Below are 19,977 nucleotides of genomic sequence, written 5' to 3'. Positions count from 1 at the left end.
AATTTGGGCTGCAATATACACTGGAATGCCGAAGCGCCTTAGAATCGCCTGCAAACCTGAGGAAAACCATGTACCACCAACAGACCATCGATTTCGCCCGCGCCCAGGAGGCGCTGGTGCTGCCGCTCGAATACCGGGTCCACGCCCAGGCCGACGGCCGCGGCGAGGGCCGCGAAGAGTGCATGCGCGATTATGCGCGCGTACTGTATTCATCCTCCTTCCGACGCCTGCAGGGCAAGATGCAACTGCTCGGCGTGGATGCCAACCGCTTCAACCGCAACCGCCTGACCCACAGCCTGGAGGTGGCGCAGATCGCCCGCTCCATCGCCGCCGACCTGGGCCTGGAGCGCTGCGTGGTGTCCGAAACCTGCTCGCTGGCGCACGATATCGGCAACCCGCCCTTCGGCCATTACGGCGAAAAGATCCTGGACCAGCTGGTGGCCGATGCCGGCGGCTTCGAAGGCAATGCGCAGGCCTTCCGCACCCTGCGTACGCTGGAGAAGAAGCACCACGCTTACGCCGGCCTGAACCTGACCGTGCGCTCCCTGCTCGGCATCACCAAGTACTTCCAGCGCCGCGCCGACAATCCAAAGAAATTCCTGTACGACGACGATTACGACTTCCTCATCGAGCAGTTGAATGCCCGCGGCGTCGCGCTGAGCAAGAGCATCGACGCCCAGATCATGGACCTGGCCGACGAAATCGCCTACGCCGCGCACGATGTCGAGGACGCTCTGAGCTTCGGCATCATCACCTGGGGCGAGATCGTCCACGAATTCAAGATCAGCAAGGATTATTCGGGAGCCTACGAGCAATTCGCCAGCATTGCCAACCACGCCCACGAGGAAGCGCTGAAATGCGATATGCAGGAAAGCTCGGAGGAATACTCCATCGTGCTGCGCAAGGAACTGACCTCGCAGATCGTGCATGAACTGTGCCGCGACATCGCCGTGGTGGAAGGCAAGCACGGTCCGGAACTGGGCTACCGCACCAAAGGCCTGCTGGCGCGCGGCCTGAAAAGCCTGCTGTGGCGTGCCATCCTGCGCAAGAAGGACGTGCAGCTGTATGAAAAGCGCGGCGAGAAAATCATCCGCGGCCTGTTCGAGGTCCTGACCGACAAGAACTACAACAAGGGCGGCATCCTGCTGCCGCCGGCCATCCGCAGCCTGAAGGATTCGCGCGAACGGCTGGTGGTGGACTACATTTCCGGCATGATGGATTCCTACGCTGCCAAGGAGTATGAAAAATACTTCGGCCCCGGCAGCCTCGATCGCATCTACCCACTGGCATGAACGATCCGCGCAGCGAATACGAGCGCCGCATGAACCGGGTGCTCGACCACATCGACCGCAACCTGGACGCGCAGCTGGACCTGCCCGGCCTGGCCGACATCGCCAACTTCTCGCGCTACCACTTCCACCGCTTGTTCGCGGCGTGGATGGGCGAAACGCTGGGCGATTACGTGCGTCGGCGCCGGCTGGAAGTCGCCGCGCACAAGCTGGCAGCCGGCGGCACGGTGCTGGACGTCGCGCTGTCGACCGGTTTCGGCTCGGGCGAAGCGTTTGCCCGCGCTTTCAAGACCCGCTTCGGCAGCACCCCGACCGAGTGGCGCCAAAACACTCCCGCGCGCATCGCCGCCTTCCTGGCTGAGATGGACGCGCAAAATAGCAATCCTGATCAGGCGAACAGCAAGCACGGTCAGGCCGGCAACGGCGCAACGAACGAACATGATGGCTCCAACAACCACAATGGAGCACGAAAAATGGACGTCAACGTTATCGACCTGCCGCCGGCCCGCATCGCCTACCGCCGCCATATCGGACCTTACGGTCCGGCCGTCGGCCAGTTCTGGGCCCAGGCTGTGATGCCCTGGATGCTCGGCCATGGCCTGGCCGCAGCCACCTGTTATGGCATCGGCCACGACGACCCGAGCGTCACCCCGGCCGACAAATGCCGCTACGACGCCTGTGTCGAAATCCCGGAGGGCTTCGAACCCGGCGGACAATTCAGCGTTGCCAACCTTCCCGGCGGGCGCTACGCTGTCACCCGTTACACCGGCTCGCCGCGCGATATCGGTCCGGTGTGGAGCCGCCTGATGAAGGAATGGCTGCCCTCCAGCGGCTTGCAATGCGACGAGCGCCCATGCTTCGAGCGCTACGAAAACCTCGCGACGCAAACCGACGGCAGCTTTACCTGCGAGATCTGCATACCTGTGAAAGCACTGTAAGACGATGAACCCGGAATACCTGGCAATGCTGGTGGCGCGCGATATGCCCTATGGGAAGTACAAGGGCCGCAAGCTGGCCGACTTGCCAGGTCATTACCTGGGTTGGATGGCGCGCGAAGGCTTCCCGAAAGGGGAGCTGGGCGCGCTGCTGGCATTGATGTACGAGATCGACCACAACAACCTGCGCGCCCTGCTCGACCCGCTGCGCGCACGCAGGAATTGAGCCGGCTTCAGCAGCCGCTGGTATTGGCCCTGATGACCGGGGCTGCGCTGCCGTTATAGGTATATTGGACTGAGCACTGCATCGGCGTGGGCGCGCTTTCGATCCGCCAGCCAGCATCGCCGCCTGGAATCTGGCTGTTGCCATAGCCATAGAACGTGTATTCGCCGGAAGGGACCGCGCTCGGCGAAAGGTAGCATCCGCCAGCGGGGACTTTTGAGCCTTGCAGCGCTACGCCGATTCCGTCGCACCAGCGGTCCGGGTAGCCGCTCCAGACGCGCATTGAAGTCCCGCTATCGATGTCGACGAAAGTGATGTTGGCGATACTGCTGGCAGTCCCCTCGCCTCGCAGCGCTGTCAGCGAGCGCACCAGGCCGATGGAAGTCTTGACGGTGCCGGCCAGCGCCATGATCGACGCGGTCCGGGCCGACTGCCCGAAGTTGACGAAACGCGGAAGTGCCACCGCAGCTAGAATCCCGAGTATGACCAATACGACAATTAATTCGACGAGCGTAAAGCCTTTGGCCGGGGCTTTGCGCGCTTGGGACTGGCGGAGCATGGGGAATTTATCCTGAACAAGTTCTTTCAAGTATACCGTCGTTTTTGCGTTAATGCATGATATGGTGCTTTTTTAATAACACCACCCAACCGCCACGGAGACAAATGAAATATCTTTACCCAGCAATCATTAGCGGGCTCCTGTTCAGCGCGCCGGCCTTCGCCCAAGACGCGGCCTTGCAGCACGCCCGCGCCCTGCTCGACAAAGTCCCGCTGATCGACGGCCACAACGACCTGCCCTGGACCATCCGCGAAGACGCCACCCACCCGATGGATGTGGAGCGCTACGACCTGCGCCAGCGCACCCCGCACGAAACCGACCTGGCGCGCCTGAAGCAAGGCAAGCTGTCGGCCCAGTTCTGGAGCGTCTATGTGCCGGGCGAAATGAAAAGCGGCTGGGCCGTCGCGCAGCTGGAGCAAATCGACCTGGCGCGCCGCATGATCGCCAAGTATCCGGAAAGCCTGGTGCTGGCCACCCGCAGCAGCGACATCGCCAAGGCCAAGCGCGAAGGCAAGATCGCCAGCTTCATCGGCATGGAAGGCGGCCACGTGATCGAGAACAGCCTGGGCGCCCTGCGCGCCTACTACGACCTTGGCGCCCGCTACATGACGCTGACCCACAACACCACGCTGGACTGGGTCGACGCAGCCATGGGGGAGCGCAAGCACGGCGGCCTGGCGCCCTTCGGCAGGGAAGTGGTGCGCGAAATGAACCGCCTCGGCATGCTGGTCGACTTGAGCCACGTCAGCGCGGAAGCGATGCAGCAGGCACTCGACACCAGCGAGGCGCCGGTGATCTTTTCGCATTCCAGCGCGCGCGCCCTGGACGACCACCTGCGCAATGTGCCGGACGAAGTATTGAAACGCCTGCCCGCCAACGGCGGCGTGGTGATGGTGACCTTCGTGCCGGCCTTCATCTCGCCGCAAGTGGCAGCCTGGCACAAAGGGCTGGGCGAGGCCTTGCGCGGCGTCGGCGCCGCGCAAGGCAGCCCTGAATTCAATGCCGTCAAGGACGCCTACATCGCCAAGGCTGGCGCGGCGCCGAAAGCCACCCTCTCCATGGTGGCCGACCACATCGAACATGTGGCGCGCGTGGCAGGCAGGGATCATGTCGGCATCGCCGGCGACTATTACGGCTCCGTCAATCCGGAAGGCCTGGAAGACGTGTCGACCTACCCCGCCCTGTTCGCGGAATTGATACGCCGCGGCTGGAGCGACAAGGACCTGGCCAAGCTGGCCGGCGGCAACCTGGTGCGCGCCTTCGCCAGCGCGGAGCAGGTCGCGGCCCGCCTGCAGAAGGAACGCAAGCCTAGCCTGGCGCGGGCCGGATCGCCAACTCCGCAAAGCCCGTAAGCGGATCGTGCTGGCGCGAGAACTGGTGCGCGGGCAGCAGCACCAGCAGCAGTTCGGCCGTGGTGCGCACGATGCAGCCGCGGCCCACATGCCCGCCAAAAACGCGGCCGCGCGCGTCGGATAGCATCATGTGCAGGTGGGCGCCGTCCGGCGCCACCGAACCGGCCAAGGTCAGGATTTCCAGGTCGCCCAGCAACTCGGTCGGCTGCGCCAATCCGGCATAGCGGATCTGCGCCACCGACAAGCTGCCGATACCCTGCACCAGGTAGCCCGCGGCGGCACCGGCATCGCGCAGCCTGTTCCACTGCGCCGCGCAAATCGTCGCCCGGATTCAGGCGCAAAGGCAGCGCGTCCATCATCCCTGCAGGCGCGGCGCCACCAGCGAAGTAAAGTCACCCTTTTCGATCAGGCGCTCCAGGTCGTTATAACCGCCGATCAAAACACCGTCGATGAAAATCATCGGGAAGGTCGGCCAGCCGGTCCACATTTTCAGCGCCGTGCGGCGGCGCCATTGGCTGAAATAGCTGCCGTATTCGAGGTAGGCGTACTTGGTCCCTTGCGCATCGAGCAGGCGGCAGGTCTTTTTCGGAAACGGGTTCTGGCGCATGCCGACAACTACCACGCGGTTGGCCGCAATGGCCGCCTGCACTTCCGTCACGATGTCGGCGTGGTTCTTTGCCACGCGTTCGCGAATGGCCGGGTGCAGGTGGGCGTCGTCGAGGATGATACGGGTCATTGTTTTTCCTTGTGCAGTAAGTCCGGCGTGGCCTGGTCGGCCGCGCCGCAAAAATCGTTGTCGAGGCAATCGCGCAACAGCGCTTGGCCTGAAGATACCATGTACTGTGGCTCCCTGAACATCCAGTGGCCACTTGTGGGTCGTGGCCGCCCCGCGCTGCGACAAAGCGAGCCAGCCGGCACATGGCCTGCCTCGAAAACGTTACTTTTCAATGAGCCATTGTCCTACAACGTCTGGTAGCGTGTTCTGATTAAGTGGTGCCCCTGCCACGCCTACCATGACGACTCCTCGAACCGAAATGGGAGATGATCATGGCATCCAGCAATCAAGACAATCGCGGCGGCTCCAAACAGTCGGGCAACCAGGGCGGCAATCGCCAAAGCGGCGACACCAGCAACCGTGGCTTCGCCTCGATGGATCCAGAGCGCCAGCGTGAAATCGCCAGCGAAGGCGGCAAGGCAGCCCATGCATCCGGCAATGCGCACGAGTTCACCTCGGAAGAAGCACGCAAGGCCGGCAGCATGAGCCACAAAAATGACGGCAACCGCCAGTCGGGTTCCGAATCCGATGGCGGCAGCCGCCAAAGCGGCAGCGGTGGTAGCGGTGGTAGCGGAGCCGGCACCCGTGGCGGCACCCCTGAGCAGCATGCCGAAGCCGGCCGTCAGAGCCACAAAAACGATGACAAGCGCTAAGCGCGCCCCGTCGTGAACGGAACCGTCCAGCGCGACGGTTCAACCAGCCCGGTGGTCAGCGCGCAACCCGCGAGGATCACCAGGCAGCTCAATCCCATCTGCAGCGAGAAAGCCTCTCCCAGCAACAGGCAGCCCCACAGCACGCCGAAGGCAGGAATCAGGAACAGCGCACTCATCGCCTTGCTGGCACCCAGCCGAGCAATCAAGCCGAAGAACAACACGTAAGCAAAGGTCGTGCACAGTGCAGCCAGCGCCAACACCGCGCCCCAGGCCTTGGCCGAAGGTGGTGCAGTTGGCCACCACACCAGTGCCGGACCAGCCAGGAGGACGGCCGCCACCATCTGGCTGCCGGTTGCCACCGCCAGCGGCGGCGCCTCGGCCAGGTAGCGCTTGCTGAAATTGCCCGAGATCCCATACAACAGCGTCGCCGCCAAGCACGCCAGCGCAGCCAGCACCGTGCGCAACATATCTTGCTGCGGCAGGAAATGCAGCTTTCCAGCTACCAGCAACACCACCCCACCAAAGCCCAGCGACAAGCCGGCCATGCGCGTCAAAGTCAGCCGTTCACCAAGCCAGATAGCGCCGATCAGCGCCGCAAACAAAGGCGTGGTCGCGCTCAGGATGGACGACAGGCCGGCCGGAATCGTCAGCGCCGCGAAATTGAACAGCAGGAACGGCAGCGCCGCATTCGTCACCCCGACAAAGCCGATGCCGCGCCAATGCTTGCGCAGTGTTCCCATCTGGCCGCACCACACCAGCAGCGGCAACAACAGCAGCGCCGCCGCCACCGCCCGCACCCCACCCATCGCCGCAGCGCCGAACTCCGGCGCCCCGACGCGGATGAACAGATAAGACGCACCCCAGATCGCCGCCACCGACAGCATGCTCCCCGCATCCCCCCGCCTCATGGCAACACCCCCGCCAGCGCAGAAATGTCCACCTCGGGGTCAGGAACGAAAGTGGACATTTCGCCAGAGGCAAAAATGTCCACTTTCGTTCCTGACCCCAAAGTGGACATTTCGCGGCCTTCGCGGCCGTAGGCGCGCTGTGTGGCGGGGCGTTGGCTGATGGCATGGAACCAGCGCGCCAGGTTGGGATAGGCCGCAAGGTGGGCGCCGCGCGAACTGACCCAGGGGAAGCATGCGATATCGGCCACCGAGTATTGCGCGCCGCACAGATAGGCCTGCTCAGCAAGCTGCCTGTCGAGCGTACTGAACAGCTCAGCAGTCACATTGCCATGACATTCGAACGACTTCTGCCAGAACAGCCACTGGCGCGCCTCAGTTCGCGCGCGCATGCCGGCCGGCACGCCGAATCCCGCCTTTTCGGCCAGGTAGAGCAGCATGGCGCCCGATTCCAGCAGCGGCAGCGGCTCGCCGGCATCCATCGGCCAATGGTCGACCATCGCCAGCGACTTTGCCTTGGGAATGCGGCGAAATGGTAGCCCGGTCTCTTCCAGCAACATCAGCAATTGCTGCCCTTGGGGTGTCGCGACGTAGTAGAAGTCCAGCATGGCTATCCCTTTCGATTTTGTCAGGGATAGTGTGCACCGCAACCTGGCCCCAACAAAGGTCCAGGAACGATGAATTCTATAGGGCCAGCGCGATGCTTGGCAGGTGGGAACATAGCCGGTCGAACAAGCCCGCTTCCGCCATGCGCTGCCGCCACCAGTGCAGCGCCGCTCCGGACTCGCCACTGCGCCATGCCAGGTAGAAGGTTTCGTCCGGTTTCGGTTCTTCCACTTCCTTCTCGACCAGAAGGCCGGCGGCAATCGCCGCGCGCGCGCAGCGCTCCGGCAGGAAACCGAAGCCCACGCCAGCCAACTGGTAATCGAATTTGGCTTGCATGGTCGGCACGGTCAGGGTGTCCTGCCCCAGCACCAGGCCGACCGTGCGCGGCGCCAGCAGGCGTGCCGAATCAGCGGTGGCAATCGCGCGATGGTGCTGCAAGTCGTTGCGTCCCAGGCGTCCCGGCACCTGCGCCAGCGCATGCTGCGGCGCGACCGCGAACACCCATTTCAACCGGCCGATCGGCTGCGACACATAGCCCCCGCCAGGCGGACCATCGCCCGGTGCGCCGACCACAATATCGATACGCCGATCCAGCAAGGCTTCCCAACTGCCGCCCAGTGTTTCCTGCACCAGGCGCAGGCGGGTTTGCTGCGTCACTTCGTAGAAGGCGCGCACGTCCGGCGCCAGCACGGCGGCGCCGAACATGGAATCGAGGCCGACAGCCAGTTCCGTTTCCCAGCCCGACGCCACGCGCCGCACGCGCTGTTCCAGGTCGGCCGCCGCCTTCAGCAGGTAGCGCCCCTCCTTCAACAGTTCATGGCCGGCCGGCGTCAGTTCGACGCGCGGCCCGAAACGTTCGAACACCTGCACGCCAAGCTCCTCTTCCAGCTTGCCCACTGTGTAGGAAATTGTAGACGGCACGCGGTACAACTCACGTGCCGCCGCGGCGAAGGAGCCGCCACGGTCGATGGCGTCCACGATTTGCAAGGCTTCAAGGCTTAATCTGAGCATTCGATTTTTTCGATCATAGAGAGGCAAATTATTCGCTTTTTAACACGATTGTTCACGCCTATACTGTGAAACATCTGATCGAAATTATCGCACAAGGAGCTAATTATGTTGCAAGTACGTAAATCTGAAGACCGCGGTGTTGCCAACTTTGGCTGGCTGGATTCCCGCCACAGCTTCTCCTTCGGCCACTACCACGATCCGAAACACGTCGGTTTCGGACCGCTTCTGGTGATTAACGAAGACAAAGTGTCGCCAGGCCAGGGGTTCGGCACCCACGGCCACCGCGACATGGAGATCATCTCCTATGTGCTGAGCGGCGCGCTGGAACACAAGGACAGCATGGGCAACGGCTCGGTCCTGCATTACGGCGACGTGCAGCGCATGACGGCGGGTACCGGCGTGCGCCACTCCGAGTACAACCACTCGAACCAGGAAGGCGTGCACTTCCTGCAGATCTGGATCCAGCCTTCGCAAGGCGGCATCGAGCCAGGTTACGAGGAAAAGCACTTCACGCCAGAGAGCAAAACCGGCGCCCTGCGCCTGATTGCCTCGCCGGATGGGCGAGACGGGTCGGTGCTGGTGCACCAGGATGCCTTTATCTACGCCTCCATCCTGAATGGCGGCGAAGGTGCGGTGCATACGCTGGGCACTGGGCGCCAGGCTTATGTCCACGTCATCCGCGGCGCCATTAGCGTCAACGGCTGCGCGCTGAAAGGTGGTGATGCTGTCAAGATTACTGGCGAGGAGTCGGTGACGCTGTCCGGTGCCGATAATGTTGAAGTCTTGCTGTTCGACCTGCCTTAAACCGGTAACCCGGGGTCTGACCCGCAGGGTCAGACCCAGATTTACCGGGTTTTTGTTATGATTGCAGGGTTCCACAATACAAAGATTGAAAGAGCATCATGCAGCCCGTAGCAGAACAACCGGTAAAAGAAGACCTGGACTACGTCACCTCGTGCGCCCTGCCGACGCCGTGGGCTCAGTTCACGCTGCATGCCTTCGTCGAACATGCCACCGGCAAGGAACACCTGGCCATGGTGCTGGGCGATATCGGCAATGGCGAGCCGGTGCTGGCACGCGTCCACTCCGAATGCCTGACCGGCGACGTGCTGTTCTCGCAGCGCTGCGACTGCGGCGCCCAGCTTGAAGGCGCGCTGAAACGCATCGCCGAAGAAGGCCGCGGCGTGCTGCTCTACCTGCGCCAGGAAGGCCGCGGCATTGGCCTGATCAACAAGATGCGCGCCTATCGCCTGCAGGAGCAAGGCGCCGACACCGTGCAAGCCAACGAACAACTGGGCTTCAAGCCCGACCAGCGCAACTACGCCCTGGTGGAGCCGATGCTCAAGCAGTTCGGTGTGAAAAGCCTGAAGCTGATGACCAACAACCCGCGCAAGATCGCGGCCATGGGCGCCCTCGGCGTCGATGTGGCCGAACGGGTGCCGCTGCTGGTCAACCGCAACGCCTTCAACCAGCACTACCTGAATACCAAGGCGCTCAAACTGGGACATATGATGACCCCAGTCACCCCGCCTGCCGCCGAAGACGGCGAGCTGTAATCCCCGCCTCACTGCCCCCGGTCGAAGGATTAGATGAAATTCACTAAACTTGCTTTACTACTGACTTTGACCTGGGGCTGTGCAGCAGTCAACGCCCAGCAAGCTCCCGCCACCGCTCCCGATGCAGTCGCGCTGCCGACACCATCGAGCACCGCGCAAAAACTCTATTCCGCCGCCAAGGCCGACCTGCTGCAAGTTCGCTCGCTGCTGAAAACCGGCCGCACCCAATCCTCGGTCGGTTCCGGTTTCCTGGTCGGCACCTCCAACCTGGTGCTAACCAACTACCACGTGGTCTCCCAGTTCGCGCTCGACCCGGACACCTACACCGGCGAATGGGTCGATACCGCCGGCCAGCGCGGCAACATTGAATTGCTGGCGGTGGACGTGCTGCACGACCTGGCCGTGGTACGCGTCAACCGCTACGGCACCGGCTACTTCAAGCTGGGCGACAAGCCGGTCGCGCTGACGCAGGGCCAATACCTTTACTCGCTGGGCAATCCGCTCGACCTGGGCTTTGCCATCTCCGAGGGCTCGTTCAACGGCGTGATCGCGCGCAGCTTCTACGAACAACTGATGTTCACCGGTCCGATCAACGCCGGCATGAGCGGCGGCCCGAGCGTGACCGTGGATGGCGCGGTGGCCGGCATCAACGTCTCCAAGCGCCTGGATGGCGAGCTGGTGTCCTTCCTGGTCCCGGCCCGCTACGCGCAGGAACTGCTGAAGAAAGTCGATCCGGAAGCCAAGCCGCCGAAAGATTTCACCGCCATCGTCGCCCAGCAACTGCTGGTGCACCAGAAGGCCATGATCGACCAGTTGCTGGGCAAACCGCTGACTGCCAAGGCCATGGGCCCGTACTCGGTGCCGGTGCGCGAATCGGAGCAGATGCGCTGCTGGGGACGATCCAACGACCGCGATTCATTCTCGGTCGAGGTCACCAATTGCCAGATGGAGTCCTCGCTGTTCGTTTCGGGCTCGCTGCAAACCGGCCAGGTGCAGATCCAGCACCAGTACATGAAGAGCACCGGCCTGGATGAAGTGCGCTTCGCTGTCCTGTCCAGCAACTCGTTCAAGAACGAGAACTTCGGCAGCCACAAGGACAAGCGCCTGACCGGCCCGATGTGCACCCGAACAATTCGTCAAGAACAGCACCTTGCCGATGCGCGCCGTGATGTGCGTGCGCGCCTACCGCAAGTTCGACGGCCTGTACGACTTCGCCCTGCTGACCTCCAGCACCGACGAAGGCAAGATGAACCTGCAAAGCCGCCTCGATGCACGCGGCGTATCGTATGAAAACGGCCTGCGTGCCTCGCGTGCCTTCCTCGAATCGCTGGCGCGCGGGGGCAAGAAATGAACGGCCCGTTCTTCATCGAGACCCTGGCGCGCAATGGCGATGTGCTGCACCGCCACCGCGTCGACAAGCTGCCGCTCACCATCGGCCGCGGCTACAACAACGATTTCATCCTCGACGATGCGCATACCGCGGCTACCCACGCCGTAGTGGAACTGGCTGAAGATGGCGCGCTGGTGATGCGCGACCTGGGCAGCCAGAACGGCATCGTCGTGCACGGCAAACGCCTGGCCTCGGTGCCGATCAACGGCACCACCGTGGTTCGCCTCGGCCACACCCGCCTGCGCGTGCGCGACGCGGCCTTCCCGGTGGAAGCCGAAGTCACCGACACTACCATGCACGCGTGGGAAGGCGGCGTACCAGCCCTGGCAGGCATGGCCTTGATCGCGCTGTTCGTCGGGGTCACCGAAGCGCTGTCCGATACCGGCGCCTTCCAGGCCATCCGCTACTTGCTGGTGATTGTCACCGGGATTGGCGCCGGCATGGTGTGGAGCGGCGTCTGGGCATTGGCCAATCGCCTGTTCGGCGGCCATGCACGCCTGGGGCGCCACCTGTTCATCCTCGGCAGCGGCCTGGTGGCAATCGGAGCATGGAAGGCCCTGAGCAGCGTGCTGGCCTATGCCTGGTCAGCCGAGGCGTTCACACGCTATGGCAACCACGTGGTGATGCTGATCCTGGTGGCGATGATCTATCACCACCTGCGCACCGTCAAACCACTCAAGCCGCGTGCCTTCATTTCTTCCTGCGCGGTGTTCCTGGCCTTGGGCTCGGGCCTGATCCTGATGCGCAATCATGAGAATGCCGGCCGCCTGCGCGATGAACTGTACATGTCGGTGATCTTGCCGCCGGAAGTGCGCCGCAGCCAGGACCACAGCGTGGATGAATTCATGGGCGATGCGGCCAAGCTGAAAGCGGCGGCCGACGAAGCGCGCAAGTCCTCGAAGCTCAAGAAAGACGACGAGGACGACGACGAGTAATCAGCTCGCGTAAGGCGCGCCGCGCAGTTCGACGGTGTTGCCTTCAGGGTCGTTGACGTAGATCGACGGCCCCTCGCCCTCCGCGCCATAGCGCGACTCGGACGGACCGTTCGCCACGTCGTGTGCACTTAAATGGGCGCGCATCGCTGCTTCGTCAAACGGCTCCACGCGGAAACAGAAATGGTCGACATTGCGGCCTTCCTTGCCCGGCGCGGCGCCGCCCATCTTGCCCAGCTTCTTGTCGATCGGCACCAGGTCCACCAGCGAACTGCCGGCGCGCAGCTGGATCAGTCCGATTTCGTCCTGGCGGCGCTCGATGGTGCACCCAAGTACCTCGGTGTAGAAGCGGATCATGCGGTCGGCATCGACGACGCGCAATACGATATGGTCAATCTCGCGGATCTTGATCAACGTAAGTCTCCTTGGGTTTATGCATCTGGAATCGGATTGCTGCCTGAGACGGGCACGTAACGCCCGCCACGCAGTTCGAATTTCATCGCCTGGTCGATACGCTGTGCCGGCGCATTGCCTTGCTTGCCCGCCTTGCTCATGGCACCGGTGAAGCGCAGCGTCAGTGCGCCTGGGCCAGTGATGTCCCAATGGCCTTCGATGGCATAACATTGGCCCGGCGGTACTTTATCATCGGCGTACGCCGGATCAGCCGGGGGCAAGCCCTGCGCCACGCCGGCCAACCGGTCGACGCAATCGGGGCGAGAGTAAACATTGCCGCCCTTGATCTTCTGCAGCACCAGCGGCTTCGGTTTAACGCCGTCGGCGCCGATTGCATACAGCGCGAAGACGTCCACACATCGCCCTTGCCAGCAGCTTCCCCAAGTGACTTGAAGCACCTGCGCCATCGCCGGCGATGGCGCCAATGCCATCTGCGCCCGTCCTTCAAAACCCTGCAGGTCAAACGGCTCCTGTCGCTTGGCGGTCGTCCATCCATCCTTGCCGGGCTTGAAGGTATAGGCGGCAAGGCCCACCGGCGTACCGTGCGCCACTTGCGGCTCACCGCCATCACCGGCCGGCATCAGGGTTGCCAGCAGCACGATGCGGTCCGGAGCAACGCGCACCGCTTGGCGCGGCAGCACGATCACATTACGCTTCTTGCCCTGCTTTGCATTCCAGCTGCGCGTTACGGCGCTGGTCGGGATTGACTGCACGCGGCCGCCCTCCTCATCCTTCCACTTCGGAAAAGCGATTTGCAGCAACTCGTCAGGCTGCGGATCGGCCGCCTGCGCCAAAGCCAGCGCAGGCATCGCCAGCAAAGCGGCAAAAGCAAGCTTCATCGAAGTTCTCCTAAATCCGCAAGCGGCGGCGGTCATTGAGGAAGGTCTCCAACTGCGCCGGCGACAGCACCTTGACCGGATCGCCATGGAAGACATACAGGTACGGCTCACCGCCCAGGCGGTCAGTCATCTTCGCCAGTACAAGGAAGCAAGTACCAAGCGGATAGACGGCCGTATCGCGCAATTGCCGCGAACACTCCACCCGCATCTCCGGGCTGAACGCCTGCCCATTTACCGGCCGCACCACTACCCGGCCATATTCCTCGACCGACTCCACCGCCACGTCGCGGTAATCAAAAGTATCCCTTGTCATCCCGCGATCTTACCTGATCCATCTCAACACCGCCCAGCGCTATGCGCCTTCACCCAGCGCAAACGGTTTTCCACGCGCCCAGCGGTTGGATGAAAGTGAGAATGTCAGCGCGCGGACCTGGTGGTACCAGCCGGCGGGAACGTACAGCATGTCGCCCGGTTGCACGATCACCTCGACCAGCGTGGCTTGACGCGCCAGTGGATAGCGATCGAAGTCCGGCGCTTCGGGGTCGAATGGGCTGCCGAACAGGACCGGATTCGCTTCGCGGGTGTAAAGGAATTCGTCGTGGTGCGGCGGCGCCAGGAAGATGCGCTTGGTGCCCCACACTTGCGCGAAGATGTTGTCGTCGAAGTCGCAGTGCAGCGGCGTGACGGTTCCTGCGGGGCCGATCCAGAAGCGCGGCGGCCCCATCTTTTCGAAATATGTCGGCCAGTGGCACAGGCTGTTCAACTCGCGCAGCTCCAGGTTGCCCAGGTATGGCGGCAAGCCTTCGGTCGCATCGGCAATGTCGAGGTATTCGCGCATGGTCGTGTCCAACATCGCACGGTCAGGCGCGAAGGCGGTGCCGATGTAGTCGCCAACCCGGGCGCGTACATGCACATCGCCGAAACGCTCGCGCAGTACTTCCGGACCGAGTGCGCAGATCGGCCAGCGCGCGACGGCACCAGGAATCAGGAATGGCAATCCCTCGCGCGCACGGGCGCGGAATGCTGTTGCGCTCATAGCTCGGACACGCGGCACCGCATCGATGGCCGGCAAAGCGCGGGCCGCAATGCGGATTGCTTCGCGCATTTCCTGCATCGACGAAACGCCGCGCACCGCTGCATCGCGCCGCTCGCGTGCTTCGGCTTTGGCGGCTTGCGCCGACTCTTCGGCCGGGACGCTGCGCGAGGCTTCAAGCGGCGGCAGGCGTGACGTCATGGCCTCAAGCCCCCTGGCGCAGCACCAGCAGCGCCACAGCTTCGGCGTTGATGCCTTCCTCGCGGCCGAGATAGCCTAACTTCTCATTGGTCTTGGCCTTGACGTTCACGTGGCCGACCGGCACCCCCAGGTCAGCGGCGATGTTGGCCGCCATGGTGGCGATATGCGGCGCCATCTTCGGGCGCTGCGCGATGATGGTGCAATCCACATTGCCGATATCGTAGCCGGTGGCGCGCACACGCTTGGCTGCCTCGCGCAGCAGCACGCGCGAATCGGCACCGCGGAATTCTTCGGCGGTATCCGGGAAATGTTTGCCGATATCGCCAAGCGCCGCCGCACCGAGGATGGCGTCGGTGATCGCGTGCAGCAGCGCGTCGGCATCCGAGTGTCCGAGCAAGCCGCGTTCGTGCGGGATCTCGACCCCGCCGAGTATCAGCTTGCGGCCCTCAACCAGGCGGTGCGAGTCATAGCCCTGGCCAATACGGAATGGGAGTTGCGTCATTTTGAATCCTGTCCTAAATACATTTCTGCGATCGCGATATCGCTCGGCAGCGTCACCTTCATATTGCGCGGGTGGCCTTCCACCAGCTTGGGCGAGAAGCCCAGCATCTCGACCGCGCTGGCATCATCGGTAATCGCGTTCGGATCCGGCGCCAGCGCCAGCGCCCGCAGCAGCAGCGCGTACGAAAACATCTGCGGCGTCTGTGCCAGCCACAGGCCATCGCGCGGCGTGGTCTGCACTGCGCCGGTACGCGTGGACTTTACAGTGTCCACCACCGGCAGTGCTAGCAGTCCGCCGCCTTCATGTTCACCCACTGCTGCGATCAGCTTGGCGATCAGGGCCGGTGTCAGGCCGGGGCGCGCCGCATCGTGCACCAGCACCAGGTCGTCATCGCCCACAGCGGCGCGGATGGCGCGCAGGCCGTTCAGGATCGACTCCATGCGCGTGGCGCCGCCGCAGCGCAAGACAGTCACGCCGAGTTCGGGCGTGATGGAATCAATGTAGCCGTCGCCGGCGCTCACCACCACATAGGTGTGGGCGATCAGTGCGCTGTGGCGGAATGCGTCCAGCGTGTGCTGCAGCATCGGCACGCCGTTAATCGGCAGATACTGCTTGGGACTGGAGGCTGCCATGCGCGCGCCAACGCCGGCTGCGGGAATCAGTGCGAAGTATCGCTTCATTTTTTGTTACGTGACTTCCTTAAAATTGTTTGTATCTCGCCGTTGCACGCCTTGCTCAAGCGGGCATATTCAGCCGGCGAGTCGATCAATGCCTGCTGCACTTCCACCTTGGCCATTTCGGCCTTGATATAGGGCAGCCAGCCGCTATCGATTTCGTGCGCCAGCGCCGAGCGCGCGGTGCCGGCCGGCGCGTACAGCGGCTTGGCCTCGAAACGCCGCGCAAGTGCCGTGCGCACGACCTCCTCAACCTTGACCAGATGGTCCATATAGGCGTTCATGTGGCGCAGTTCGTGCGTCAGGATTTCGGCATAGCCGCAAGTGCCGGGCGGGAACTCGTTGCCGACGTAGATGCGTACTGGCGCGTACGTCAGCTGCACCTTGATCTGCGGCGCCACGCATTCATAGCCGCTGGCCGGATCCATGAGCATCGGGCCGTCAAGGCCGATCTGCACGCGCGACTCGGTGCGGGTCAGGCCCAGCACATAACCGGTGGCCGGCATCTTTTCGGTGCGCATGGCGGAGAGCTGCCTGTACGAGAGCTGCGTATTGACCGTGTAGCCGTTCTGGCGCGCCGACAATACCGAGACTGTCTTGCTGATCGTGTCCTCGCAGCGGATCTGGAATGGCGTACGGTGTACCTGCGCCGCCTGCACCTGGTTTGCCGCAAGGGCCCCAACCAACAGCAGGCTGCACGCGGCATTCATCGCCTCAGTCCAGCTTCCAGGCGCCTGCGCGCAGCTTGTCGAGCCAGAAGGCGCCGATCACGGTCTTGACGTCAGTGATCTTGCCGCTGCGGACCCAGTCCAGCATTTCGTCGACGCTGACGGTGATGGTTTCGATGAACTCGCCGTCGTCCAGCTTAACTTCGCCTGCGGTCAGGCCGCGCGCCAGGAAGATGTCCAGGTGCTCGTCCGAATAAGCGATGGCATTGTGGATGGTGCTGACGAATTGCCAGTCGGTGGCGGTGTAGCCGGTCTCTTCTTCCAGCTCGCGCATGGCGCAGGCCAGCGGATCCTCGCCCGGGTCGATCTTGCCGGCCGGGAGTTCGATGAAGACGCGGTCGTTCGGGTAGCGGTATTGCCGCTCCAGCAGCACCTTGCCGTTGTCCAGCACGGGGATGATCACTACGGCGCCGGGGTGGCGGATGTATTCGCGCTTGGTGTGCTTGCCGTCGGGCAGGCTGACCGTGTCGCGGTGGACTTTGAGGAAGCCGCCGTCGTAGGCGATGCTGCCGTCTATTTTGGTTTCTTTGAGGTGTTTGTCCATGGTTGCTTTCTAAAACCGGTAAACCAGGGTCTGACCCGCAGGGTCAGACCCTCAACGGTTTTACGGCTTAGGGGTGGTTTAGGGCTTTTGACTTATTGAGAAGATCAAAGCCGCACAACCCTACCCTTGCCGGTTTTATCAGTGGTGTTTCCGCAGGTAGCGTACCACGAAGCCAGGAAAAGCAAACACCAGGAAAGCGAAAGCCGCGACCCAGTAGAACTCCCAGTTCTGCGGAAACGCGGTGCCGATGCGGGATTCGAGCGCGATGCCGATGCCGCCGACGACGACATACAGCACTGCCAGTTCCGCCAGCCGCACCAGGAATGGCTTGCGCGCGGCTTTCAGCGGAACCAGGGCAAATACCTTATCGTTCAGAAAAGGCAGGTTGGCGGCCACCACTGCAAGCAGGATGACCAGCCAGGATGATGCATTGACGTCCATCTATCAGGAAGCCAGGGTTTTCTGCATGGCCGCCATGCACGCGTTCAGCAGCGGGCCTGGAATCATGCCCAGCACCACGACGGCCAGGCCGTTCAGTGCCAGCACAATGCCCTTGTCGCTGCTGACGGACAGCGGGGTGCTGTCGGCCGGCTCGTCAAACCACATCACTTTCACCAGGCGGATGTAGTAGAACGCGCCCACCAGCGAGAACATCACGGCGAACACGGTCAGCCACACGGCGCCGGTCGCCAGCACCGATTGCAGCACGGCGAACTTGGCGGCGAAGCCCATCATCGGAGGCACGCCGGCCAGCGAGAACATCAGCACGGACATCAGCAGCGCGTAGGCCGGGCTGCGTTTGGACAGGCCTTTGAAGTCGTCGATTTCTTCCGCTTCGAAGCCCTGGCGCGCCAGTACCATGATCAGGCCGAACGAACCGACGGTGGTCAGCACATAGGTGATCGAGTAGTACATGGCAGCCGAGTAGGCCGCGGCAGCGTTGGCGCTATCGTGGCCGCCAACCACGCCAGCCATCAGGCCCAGCAGCACGAAGCCCATTTGCGCGATGGTGGAGTAAGCCAGCATGCGCTTCAGGTTGGTCTGTGCAATCGCGGTCAGGTTACCGATCGCGAGCGACAGCACGGCCAGGATCATCAGCATCTGCTGCCAGTCGAATGCCATTGGCAGCATGCCTTCCACCAGCAGGCGCACGCAGATAGCGAAGGTCGCCAGCTTCGGTGCACCGCCCAGCAGCAGGGTCACGCCGGTTGGCGCGCCCTGGTAGACGTCAGGTACCCACATATGGAACGGCACGGCGCCCAGTTTGAAGGCCAGGCCAGCCACCACGAACACCAGGCCAAAGACCAGGATCGACTTGTCGACGGTGCCGGAGCCGATGGCGGTCGCCACGCGGGAAATATCCAGCGTGCCGGTCGCACCGTACAGCATGGACATGCCATACAGCAGGAAGCCGGACGCCAGCGCGCCCAGGATGAAGTACTTCATCGCAGCTTCGGTCGCGCGGGCATCGTCGCGGCGCAGGGCCACCAGGGCGTACAGCGACAGCGACATCAGTTCCAGGCCCAGGTAAATGGTCAGGAAGTTGTTGGCCGAGATCATCACCATCTGGCCCAGCAGGGAGAACAGCGCCAGGACGTAGAACTCGCCGCCCAGGTTGCCGCCCAACATGCCGCGGTCGGTGGAGTACTGGCGCGCATACACCAGCGTCATCGCCATGGTCAGGTAGGAGAACAGTTTCAGCAGGTTGCCCATCGGGTCGCTGATGAACATGTTCGAGAACGCATACACCGTGCTGCCGGACGTGTAGTCGGCAAAGCTGAAGAAGGCGGCGCCCACCAGGGCGGCCAGCGTCAGCATGTAGGTGATCGCACGTTTGCTCTGGTCCAGGAACATGTCGATCAGCAGGATCGCCGAAGCGGCGATCAGCAGAAAGACTTCTGCGTAGAGCGGGATCAGGTTAGTGGTATTCATGAAAACTTGGTCCTATTTGCAATCAAGGGGCCACGACGGCTGGCAGCTTGCTTTGAGCGGCATGCGCCAGCAGGTCAGCCACGGAAACCTGCATCACGTCCGTGAATGGCGCTGGGTACAGGCCCATCACCAGCACAGCGATCGCCAGGATGCCCAGCATCAGGAACTCGCGGTTGTTAACATCAGTCAGTTCTTCCACGTGCGGGTTGGTGATAGCGCCGAAGATCACGCGCTTGGCCATCCACAGCGAGTAAGCCGCGCCGAAGATCAGGGCGGTGGCCGCCAGGATGCCGGTCACGAAGTTGAACTGCACGGCGCCCAGGATCACCATGAACTCGCCGACGAAGCCGGAAGTGGCCGGCAGGCCGCAGTTGGCCATGGAGAACAGGATGAACAGTGCTGCGAACTTAGGCATCTTGTTCACGACACCACCGTAGTCGGCGATCTGGCGCGAATGCATGCGGTCGTACAGCACGCCGAATGGCATCAGGAACATTGCGCCGGAGATGAAGCCGTGCGACACCATCTGCACGATACCGCCCTGCACTGCCATGTCGTTGAACATGAAGAAGCCCAGGGTCACGAAGCCCATGTGCGCGATGGACGAATACGCCACCAGTTTCTTCATGTCTTTCTGCACCAGGGCCACCAGACCGATGTAGATCACGGCGATCAGGGACAGCACGATGACGAACGGCGCCATCTTGTGCGAAGCGTCAGGCACGATCGGCAGCGAGAATCGCAGGAAGCCGTAAGCACCCAGTTTCAGCATGATCGCGGCCAGCACGGCGGAACCGCCGGTCGGCGCTTCCACGTGGACGTCCGGCAGCCAGGTGTGGACCGGGAACATCGGCACCTTCACGGCAAACGCCATGAAGAAGGCGA

At 62.8% G+C, this 19,977-nt stretch carries 25 protein-coding genes and 1 pseudogene; 9 read left to right on the top strand and 17 right to left on the bottom strand.

The window, feature by feature from the left end; translation table 11 throughout:
* The first annotated feature begins 68 nt into the window (after positions 1-68).
* Genes dgt through ACQ4MM_RS06725 form a run of 3 tightly spaced genes read left to right on the top strand, consistent with a single transcriptional unit; the run spans position 69 to position 2,450 of the window.
* Positions 69-1,292 (top strand): dGTP triphosphohydrolase, encoded by a 1,224-nt coding sequence (gene dgt / locus ACQ4MM_RS06735; RefSeq protein WP_431476667.1) that lies wholly within the window; start codon positions 69-71, stop codon positions 1,290-1,292.
* Entirely contained in the window at positions 1,289-2,227 is a 939-nt protein-coding gene (locus tag ACQ4MM_RS06730) for an AraC family transcriptional regulator (protein ID WP_431476666.1), read from the top strand. Before dgt ends, ACQ4MM_RS06730 begins: the two co-directional genes overlap by 4 nt.
* A 4-nt stretch (positions 2,228-2,231) precedes the next feature.
* Positions 2,232-2,450: a DUF3820 family protein gene (locus tag ACQ4MM_RS06725; protein ID WP_090436981.1), complete on the top strand. Its 219-nt coding sequence runs from the start codon at positions 2,232-2,234 to the stop codon at positions 2,448-2,450.
* Positions 2,451-2,457: 7 nt separating this feature from the next.
* On the opposite strand, the gene ACQ4MM_RS06720 is transcribed toward ACQ4MM_RS06725, so the two are convergent.
* Entirely contained in the window at positions 2,458-3,006 is a 549-nt protein-coding gene (locus tag ACQ4MM_RS06720; protein WP_431476665.1) for a type II secretion system protein, read from the bottom strand.
* 104 nt (positions 3,007-3,110) lie between these two features.
* Between ACQ4MM_RS06720 and ACQ4MM_RS06715 the strand changes: the two genes are divergently transcribed.
* On the top strand, positions 3,111-4,358 hold the full coding sequence (locus tag ACQ4MM_RS06715) for a dipeptidase (protein WP_431476664.1): 1,248 nt from the start codon (positions 3,111-3,113) through the stop codon (positions 4,356-4,358).
* On the opposite strand, the pseudogene ACQ4MM_RS06710 reads toward ACQ4MM_RS06715, so the two are convergent.
* Both ACQ4MM_RS06710 and ACQ4MM_RS06705 read right to left on the bottom strand, forming a co-directional pair.
* A pseudogene (locus tag ACQ4MM_RS06710) lies at positions 4,315-4,714 on the bottom strand (PPC domain-containing DNA-binding protein). The gene ACQ4MM_RS06715 and the pseudogene ACQ4MM_RS06710 overlap by 44 nt on opposite strands.
* Complete coding sequence (locus ACQ4MM_RS06705) at positions 4,714-5,094, bottom strand: glutaredoxin domain-containing protein (protein ID WP_431476663.1); 381 nt, start codon at positions 5,092-5,094, stop codon at positions 4,714-4,716. Before ACQ4MM_RS06705 ends, ACQ4MM_RS06710 begins: the two are co-directional and overlap by 1 nt.
* A gap of 311 nt (positions 5,095-5,405) precedes the next feature.
* Between ACQ4MM_RS06705 and ACQ4MM_RS06700 the strand changes: the two genes are divergently transcribed.
* On the top strand, positions 5,406-5,786 hold the full coding sequence (locus ACQ4MM_RS06700; RefSeq protein ID WP_431476662.1) for a KGG domain-containing protein: 381 nt from the start codon (positions 5,406-5,408) through the stop codon (positions 5,784-5,786).
* On the opposite strand, the gene ACQ4MM_RS06695 is transcribed toward ACQ4MM_RS06700, so the two are convergent.
* From ACQ4MM_RS06695 to ACQ4MM_RS06685, 3 genes are all read right to left on the bottom strand, one after another.
* Positions 5,783-6,694 carry a DMT family transporter gene (locus ACQ4MM_RS06695; RefSeq protein WP_431476661.1) on the bottom strand — a complete coding sequence of 304 codons (912 nt, stop codon included), beginning with the start codon at positions 6,692-6,694 and terminating at the stop codon, positions 5,783-5,785. The genes ACQ4MM_RS06700 and ACQ4MM_RS06695 overlap by 4 nt on opposite strands.
* A complete protein-coding gene (locus ACQ4MM_RS06690) occupies positions 6,691-7,299 on the bottom strand; it encodes a glutathione binding-like protein (protein WP_431476660.1) in 609 nt (202 codons plus the stop codon). Before ACQ4MM_RS06690 ends, ACQ4MM_RS06695 begins: the two co-directional genes overlap by 4 nt.
* Before the next feature lie 76 nt (positions 7,300-7,375).
* Positions 7,376-8,308 (bottom strand): LysR substrate-binding domain-containing protein, encoded by a 933-nt coding sequence (locus ACQ4MM_RS06685; RefSeq protein WP_431476659.1) that lies wholly within the window; start codon positions 8,306-8,308, stop codon positions 7,376-7,378.
* A gap of 105 nt (positions 8,309-8,413) precedes the next feature.
* Between ACQ4MM_RS06685 and ACQ4MM_RS06680 the strand changes: the two genes are divergently transcribed.
* The 4 genes from ACQ4MM_RS06680 (at position 8,414) to ACQ4MM_RS06665 (ending at position 12,189) form a co-directional block, all read left to right on the top strand.
* A complete protein-coding gene (locus tag ACQ4MM_RS06680) occupies positions 8,414-9,112 on the top strand; it encodes a pirin family protein (RefSeq protein ID WP_431476658.1) in 699 nt (232 codons plus the stop codon).
* A 98-nt stretch (positions 9,113-9,210) separates the two neighbouring features.
* Positions 9,211-9,864 carry a GTP cyclohydrolase II gene (ribA, locus tag ACQ4MM_RS06675; protein ID WP_431476657.1) on the top strand — a complete coding sequence of 218 codons (654 nt, stop codon included), beginning with the start codon at positions 9,211-9,213 and terminating at the stop codon, positions 9,862-9,864.
* A 33-nt stretch (positions 9,865-9,897) separates the two neighbouring features.
* Entirely contained in the window at positions 9,898-11,154 is a 1,257-nt protein-coding gene (locus ACQ4MM_RS06670; protein ID WP_431476656.1) for a S1 family peptidase, read from the top strand.
* Positions 11,155-11,211: 57 nt separating this feature from the next.
* Positions 11,212-12,189, top strand: coding sequence for an FHA domain-containing protein (locus ACQ4MM_RS06665; protein ID WP_431476655.1), 978 nt, complete (start codon positions 11,212-11,214; stop codon positions 12,187-12,189).
* Here ACQ4MM_RS06665 and ACQ4MM_RS06660 read toward each other — a convergent pair whose 3' ends face one another.
* The 11 genes from ACQ4MM_RS06660 to ACQ4MM_RS06610 form a co-directional block, all read right to left on the bottom strand.
* Positions 12,190-12,600, bottom strand: coding sequence for a VOC family protein (locus tag ACQ4MM_RS06660; protein ID WP_431476654.1), 411 nt, complete (start codon positions 12,598-12,600; stop codon positions 12,190-12,192).
* Positions 12,601-12,617: 17 nt separating this feature from the next.
* On the bottom strand, positions 12,618-13,478 hold the full coding sequence (locus ACQ4MM_RS06655; RefSeq protein ID WP_431476653.1) for a hypothetical protein: 861 nt from the start codon (positions 13,476-13,478) through the stop codon (positions 12,618-12,620).
* Positions 13,479-13,488: 10 nt separating this feature from the next.
* Positions 13,489-13,791 (bottom strand): hypothetical protein, encoded by a 303-nt coding sequence (locus tag ACQ4MM_RS06650; protein WP_431476652.1) that lies wholly within the window; start codon positions 13,789-13,791, stop codon positions 13,489-13,491.
* A 39-nt stretch (positions 13,792-13,830) separates the two neighbouring features.
* Positions 13,831-14,712: a cupin-like domain-containing protein gene (locus ACQ4MM_RS06645; RefSeq protein WP_431476651.1), complete on the bottom strand. Its 882-nt coding sequence runs from the start codon at positions 14,710-14,712 to the stop codon at positions 13,831-13,833.
* Between the two features lie 4 nt (positions 14,713-14,716).
* Positions 14,717-15,214, bottom strand: coding sequence for a 2-C-methyl-D-erythritol 2,4-cyclodiphosphate synthase (ispF, locus tag ACQ4MM_RS06640; protein WP_057259361.1), 498 nt, complete (start codon positions 15,212-15,214; stop codon positions 14,717-14,719).
* The gene (gene ispD, locus ACQ4MM_RS06635) at positions 15,211-15,894 is read right to left on the bottom strand and encodes a 2-C-methyl-D-erythritol 4-phosphate cytidylyltransferase (RefSeq protein WP_431476650.1); all 684 of its coding nucleotides are present in this window, start codon (positions 15,892-15,894) and stop codon (positions 15,211-15,213) included. Before ispD ends, ispF begins: the two co-directional genes overlap by 4 nt.
* Positions 15,891-16,598: a hypothetical protein gene (locus ACQ4MM_RS06630; RefSeq protein ID WP_431476649.1), complete on the bottom strand. Its 708-nt coding sequence runs from the start codon at positions 16,596-16,598 to the stop codon at positions 15,891-15,893. Before ACQ4MM_RS06630 ends, ispD begins: the two co-directional genes overlap by 4 nt.
* Positions 16,599-16,602: 4 nt before the next feature.
* Entirely contained in the window at positions 16,603-17,160 is a 558-nt protein-coding gene (locus ACQ4MM_RS06625; RefSeq protein ID WP_431476648.1) for an NUDIX domain-containing protein, read from the bottom strand.
* A gap of 138 nt (positions 17,161-17,298) precedes the next feature.
* On the bottom strand, positions 17,299-17,601 hold the full coding sequence (locus ACQ4MM_RS06620; RefSeq protein WP_431476647.1) for a DUF2818 family protein: 303 nt from the start codon (positions 17,599-17,601) through the stop codon (positions 17,299-17,301).
* 3 nt (positions 17,602-17,604) lie between these two features.
* Positions 17,605-19,092, bottom strand: coding sequence for an NADH-quinone oxidoreductase subunit NuoN (gene nuoN / locus ACQ4MM_RS06615; RefSeq protein ID WP_431476646.1), 1,488 nt, complete (start codon positions 19,090-19,092; stop codon positions 17,605-17,607).
* Positions 19,093-19,114: 22 nt separating this feature from the next.
* A partial coding sequence (locus tag ACQ4MM_RS06610) for an NADH-quinone oxidoreductase subunit M (protein ID WP_431476645.1) occupies positions 19,115-19,977 on the bottom strand: 863 nt, incomplete at its 5' end.

It is taken from the genome of Massilia eburnea (genome assembly GCF_050709955.1).
Lineage (GTDB): Bacteria > Pseudomonadota > Gammaproteobacteria > Burkholderiales > Burkholderiaceae_D > Rugamonas > Rugamonas eburnea_A.
The sequence above is the reverse complement of the archived record's forward strand: the minus strand, read 5'-3'. Positions and strand labels throughout refer to the sequence as shown.

Coding starts and splice junctions, on each gene's coding strand:
- dgt (WP_431476667.1), top strand. CDS start 69: ATGTACCACCAACAGACCATCGATTTCGCCCGCGCCCAGGAGGCGCTG.
- ACQ4MM_RS06730 (WP_431476666.1), top strand. CDS start 1,289: ATGAACGATCCGCGCAGCGAATACGAGCGCCGCATGAACCGGGTGCTC.
- ACQ4MM_RS06725 (WP_090436981.1), top strand. CDS start 2,232: ATGAACCCGGAATACCTGGCAATGCTGGTGGCGCGCGATATGCCCTAT.
- ACQ4MM_RS06720 (WP_431476665.1), bottom strand. CDS start 3,006: ATGCTCCGCCAGTCCCAAGCGCGCAAAGCCCCGGCCAAAGGCTTTACG.
- ACQ4MM_RS06715 (WP_431476664.1), top strand. CDS start 3,111: ATGAAATATCTTTACCCAGCAATCATTAGCGGGCTCCTGTTCAGCGCG.
- ACQ4MM_RS06705 (WP_431476663.1), bottom strand. CDS start 5,094: ATGACCCGTATCATCCTCGACGACGCCCACCTGCACCCGGCCATTCGC.
- ACQ4MM_RS06700 (WP_431476662.1), top strand. CDS start 5,406: ATGGCATCCAGCAATCAAGACAATCGCGGCGGCTCCAAACAGTCGGGC.
- ACQ4MM_RS06695 (WP_431476661.1), bottom strand. CDS start 6,694: ATGAGGCGGGGGGATGCGGGGAGCATGCTGTCGGTGGCGGCGATCTGG.
- ACQ4MM_RS06690 (WP_431476660.1), bottom strand. CDS start 7,299: ATGCTGGACTTCTACTACGTCGCGACACCCCAAGGGCAGCAATTGCTG.
- ACQ4MM_RS06685 (WP_431476659.1), bottom strand. CDS start 8,308: ATGCTCAGATTAAGCCTTGAAGCCTTGCAAATCGTGGACGCCATCGAC.
- ACQ4MM_RS06680 (WP_431476658.1), top strand. CDS start 8,414: ATGTTGCAAGTACGTAAATCTGAAGACCGCGGTGTTGCCAACTTTGGC.
- ribA (WP_431476657.1), top strand. CDS start 9,211: ATGCAGCCCGTAGCAGAACAACCGGTAAAAGAAGACCTGGACTACGTC.
- ACQ4MM_RS06670 (WP_431476656.1), top strand. CDS start 9,898: ATGAAATTCACTAAACTTGCTTTACTACTGACTTTGACCTGGGGCTGT.
- ACQ4MM_RS06665 (WP_431476655.1), top strand. CDS start 11,212: ATGAACGGCCCGTTCTTCATCGAGACCCTGGCGCGCAATGGCGATGTG.
- ACQ4MM_RS06655 (WP_431476653.1), bottom strand. CDS start 13,478: ATGAAGCTTGCTTTTGCCGCTTTGCTGGCGATGCCTGCGCTGGCTTTG.
- ACQ4MM_RS06650 (WP_431476652.1), bottom strand. CDS start 13,791: ATGACAAGGGATACTTTTGATTACCGCGACGTGGCGGTGGAGTCGGTC.
- ACQ4MM_RS06645 (WP_431476651.1), bottom strand. CDS start 14,712: ATGACGTCACGCCTGCCGCCGCTTGAAGCCTCGCGCAGCGTCCCGGCC.
- ispF (WP_057259361.1), bottom strand. CDS start 15,214: ATGACGCAACTCCCATTCCGTATTGGCCAGGGCTATGACTCGCACCGC.
- ispD (WP_431476650.1), bottom strand. CDS start 15,894: ATGAAGCGATACTTCGCACTGATTCCCGCAGCCGGCGTTGGCGCGCGC.
- ACQ4MM_RS06630 (WP_431476649.1), bottom strand. CDS start 16,598: ATGAATGCCGCGTGCAGCCTGCTGTTGGTTGGGGCCCTTGCGGCAAAC.
- ACQ4MM_RS06625 (WP_431476648.1), bottom strand. CDS start 17,160: ATGGACAAACACCTCAAAGAAACCAAAATAGACGGCAGCATCGCCTAC.
- ACQ4MM_RS06620 (WP_431476647.1), bottom strand. CDS start 17,601: ATGGACGTCAATGCATCATCCTGGCTGGTCATCCTGCTTGCAGTGGTG.
- nuoN (WP_431476646.1), bottom strand. CDS start 19,092: ATGAATACCACTAACCTGATCCCGCTCTACGCAGAAGTCTTTCTGCTG.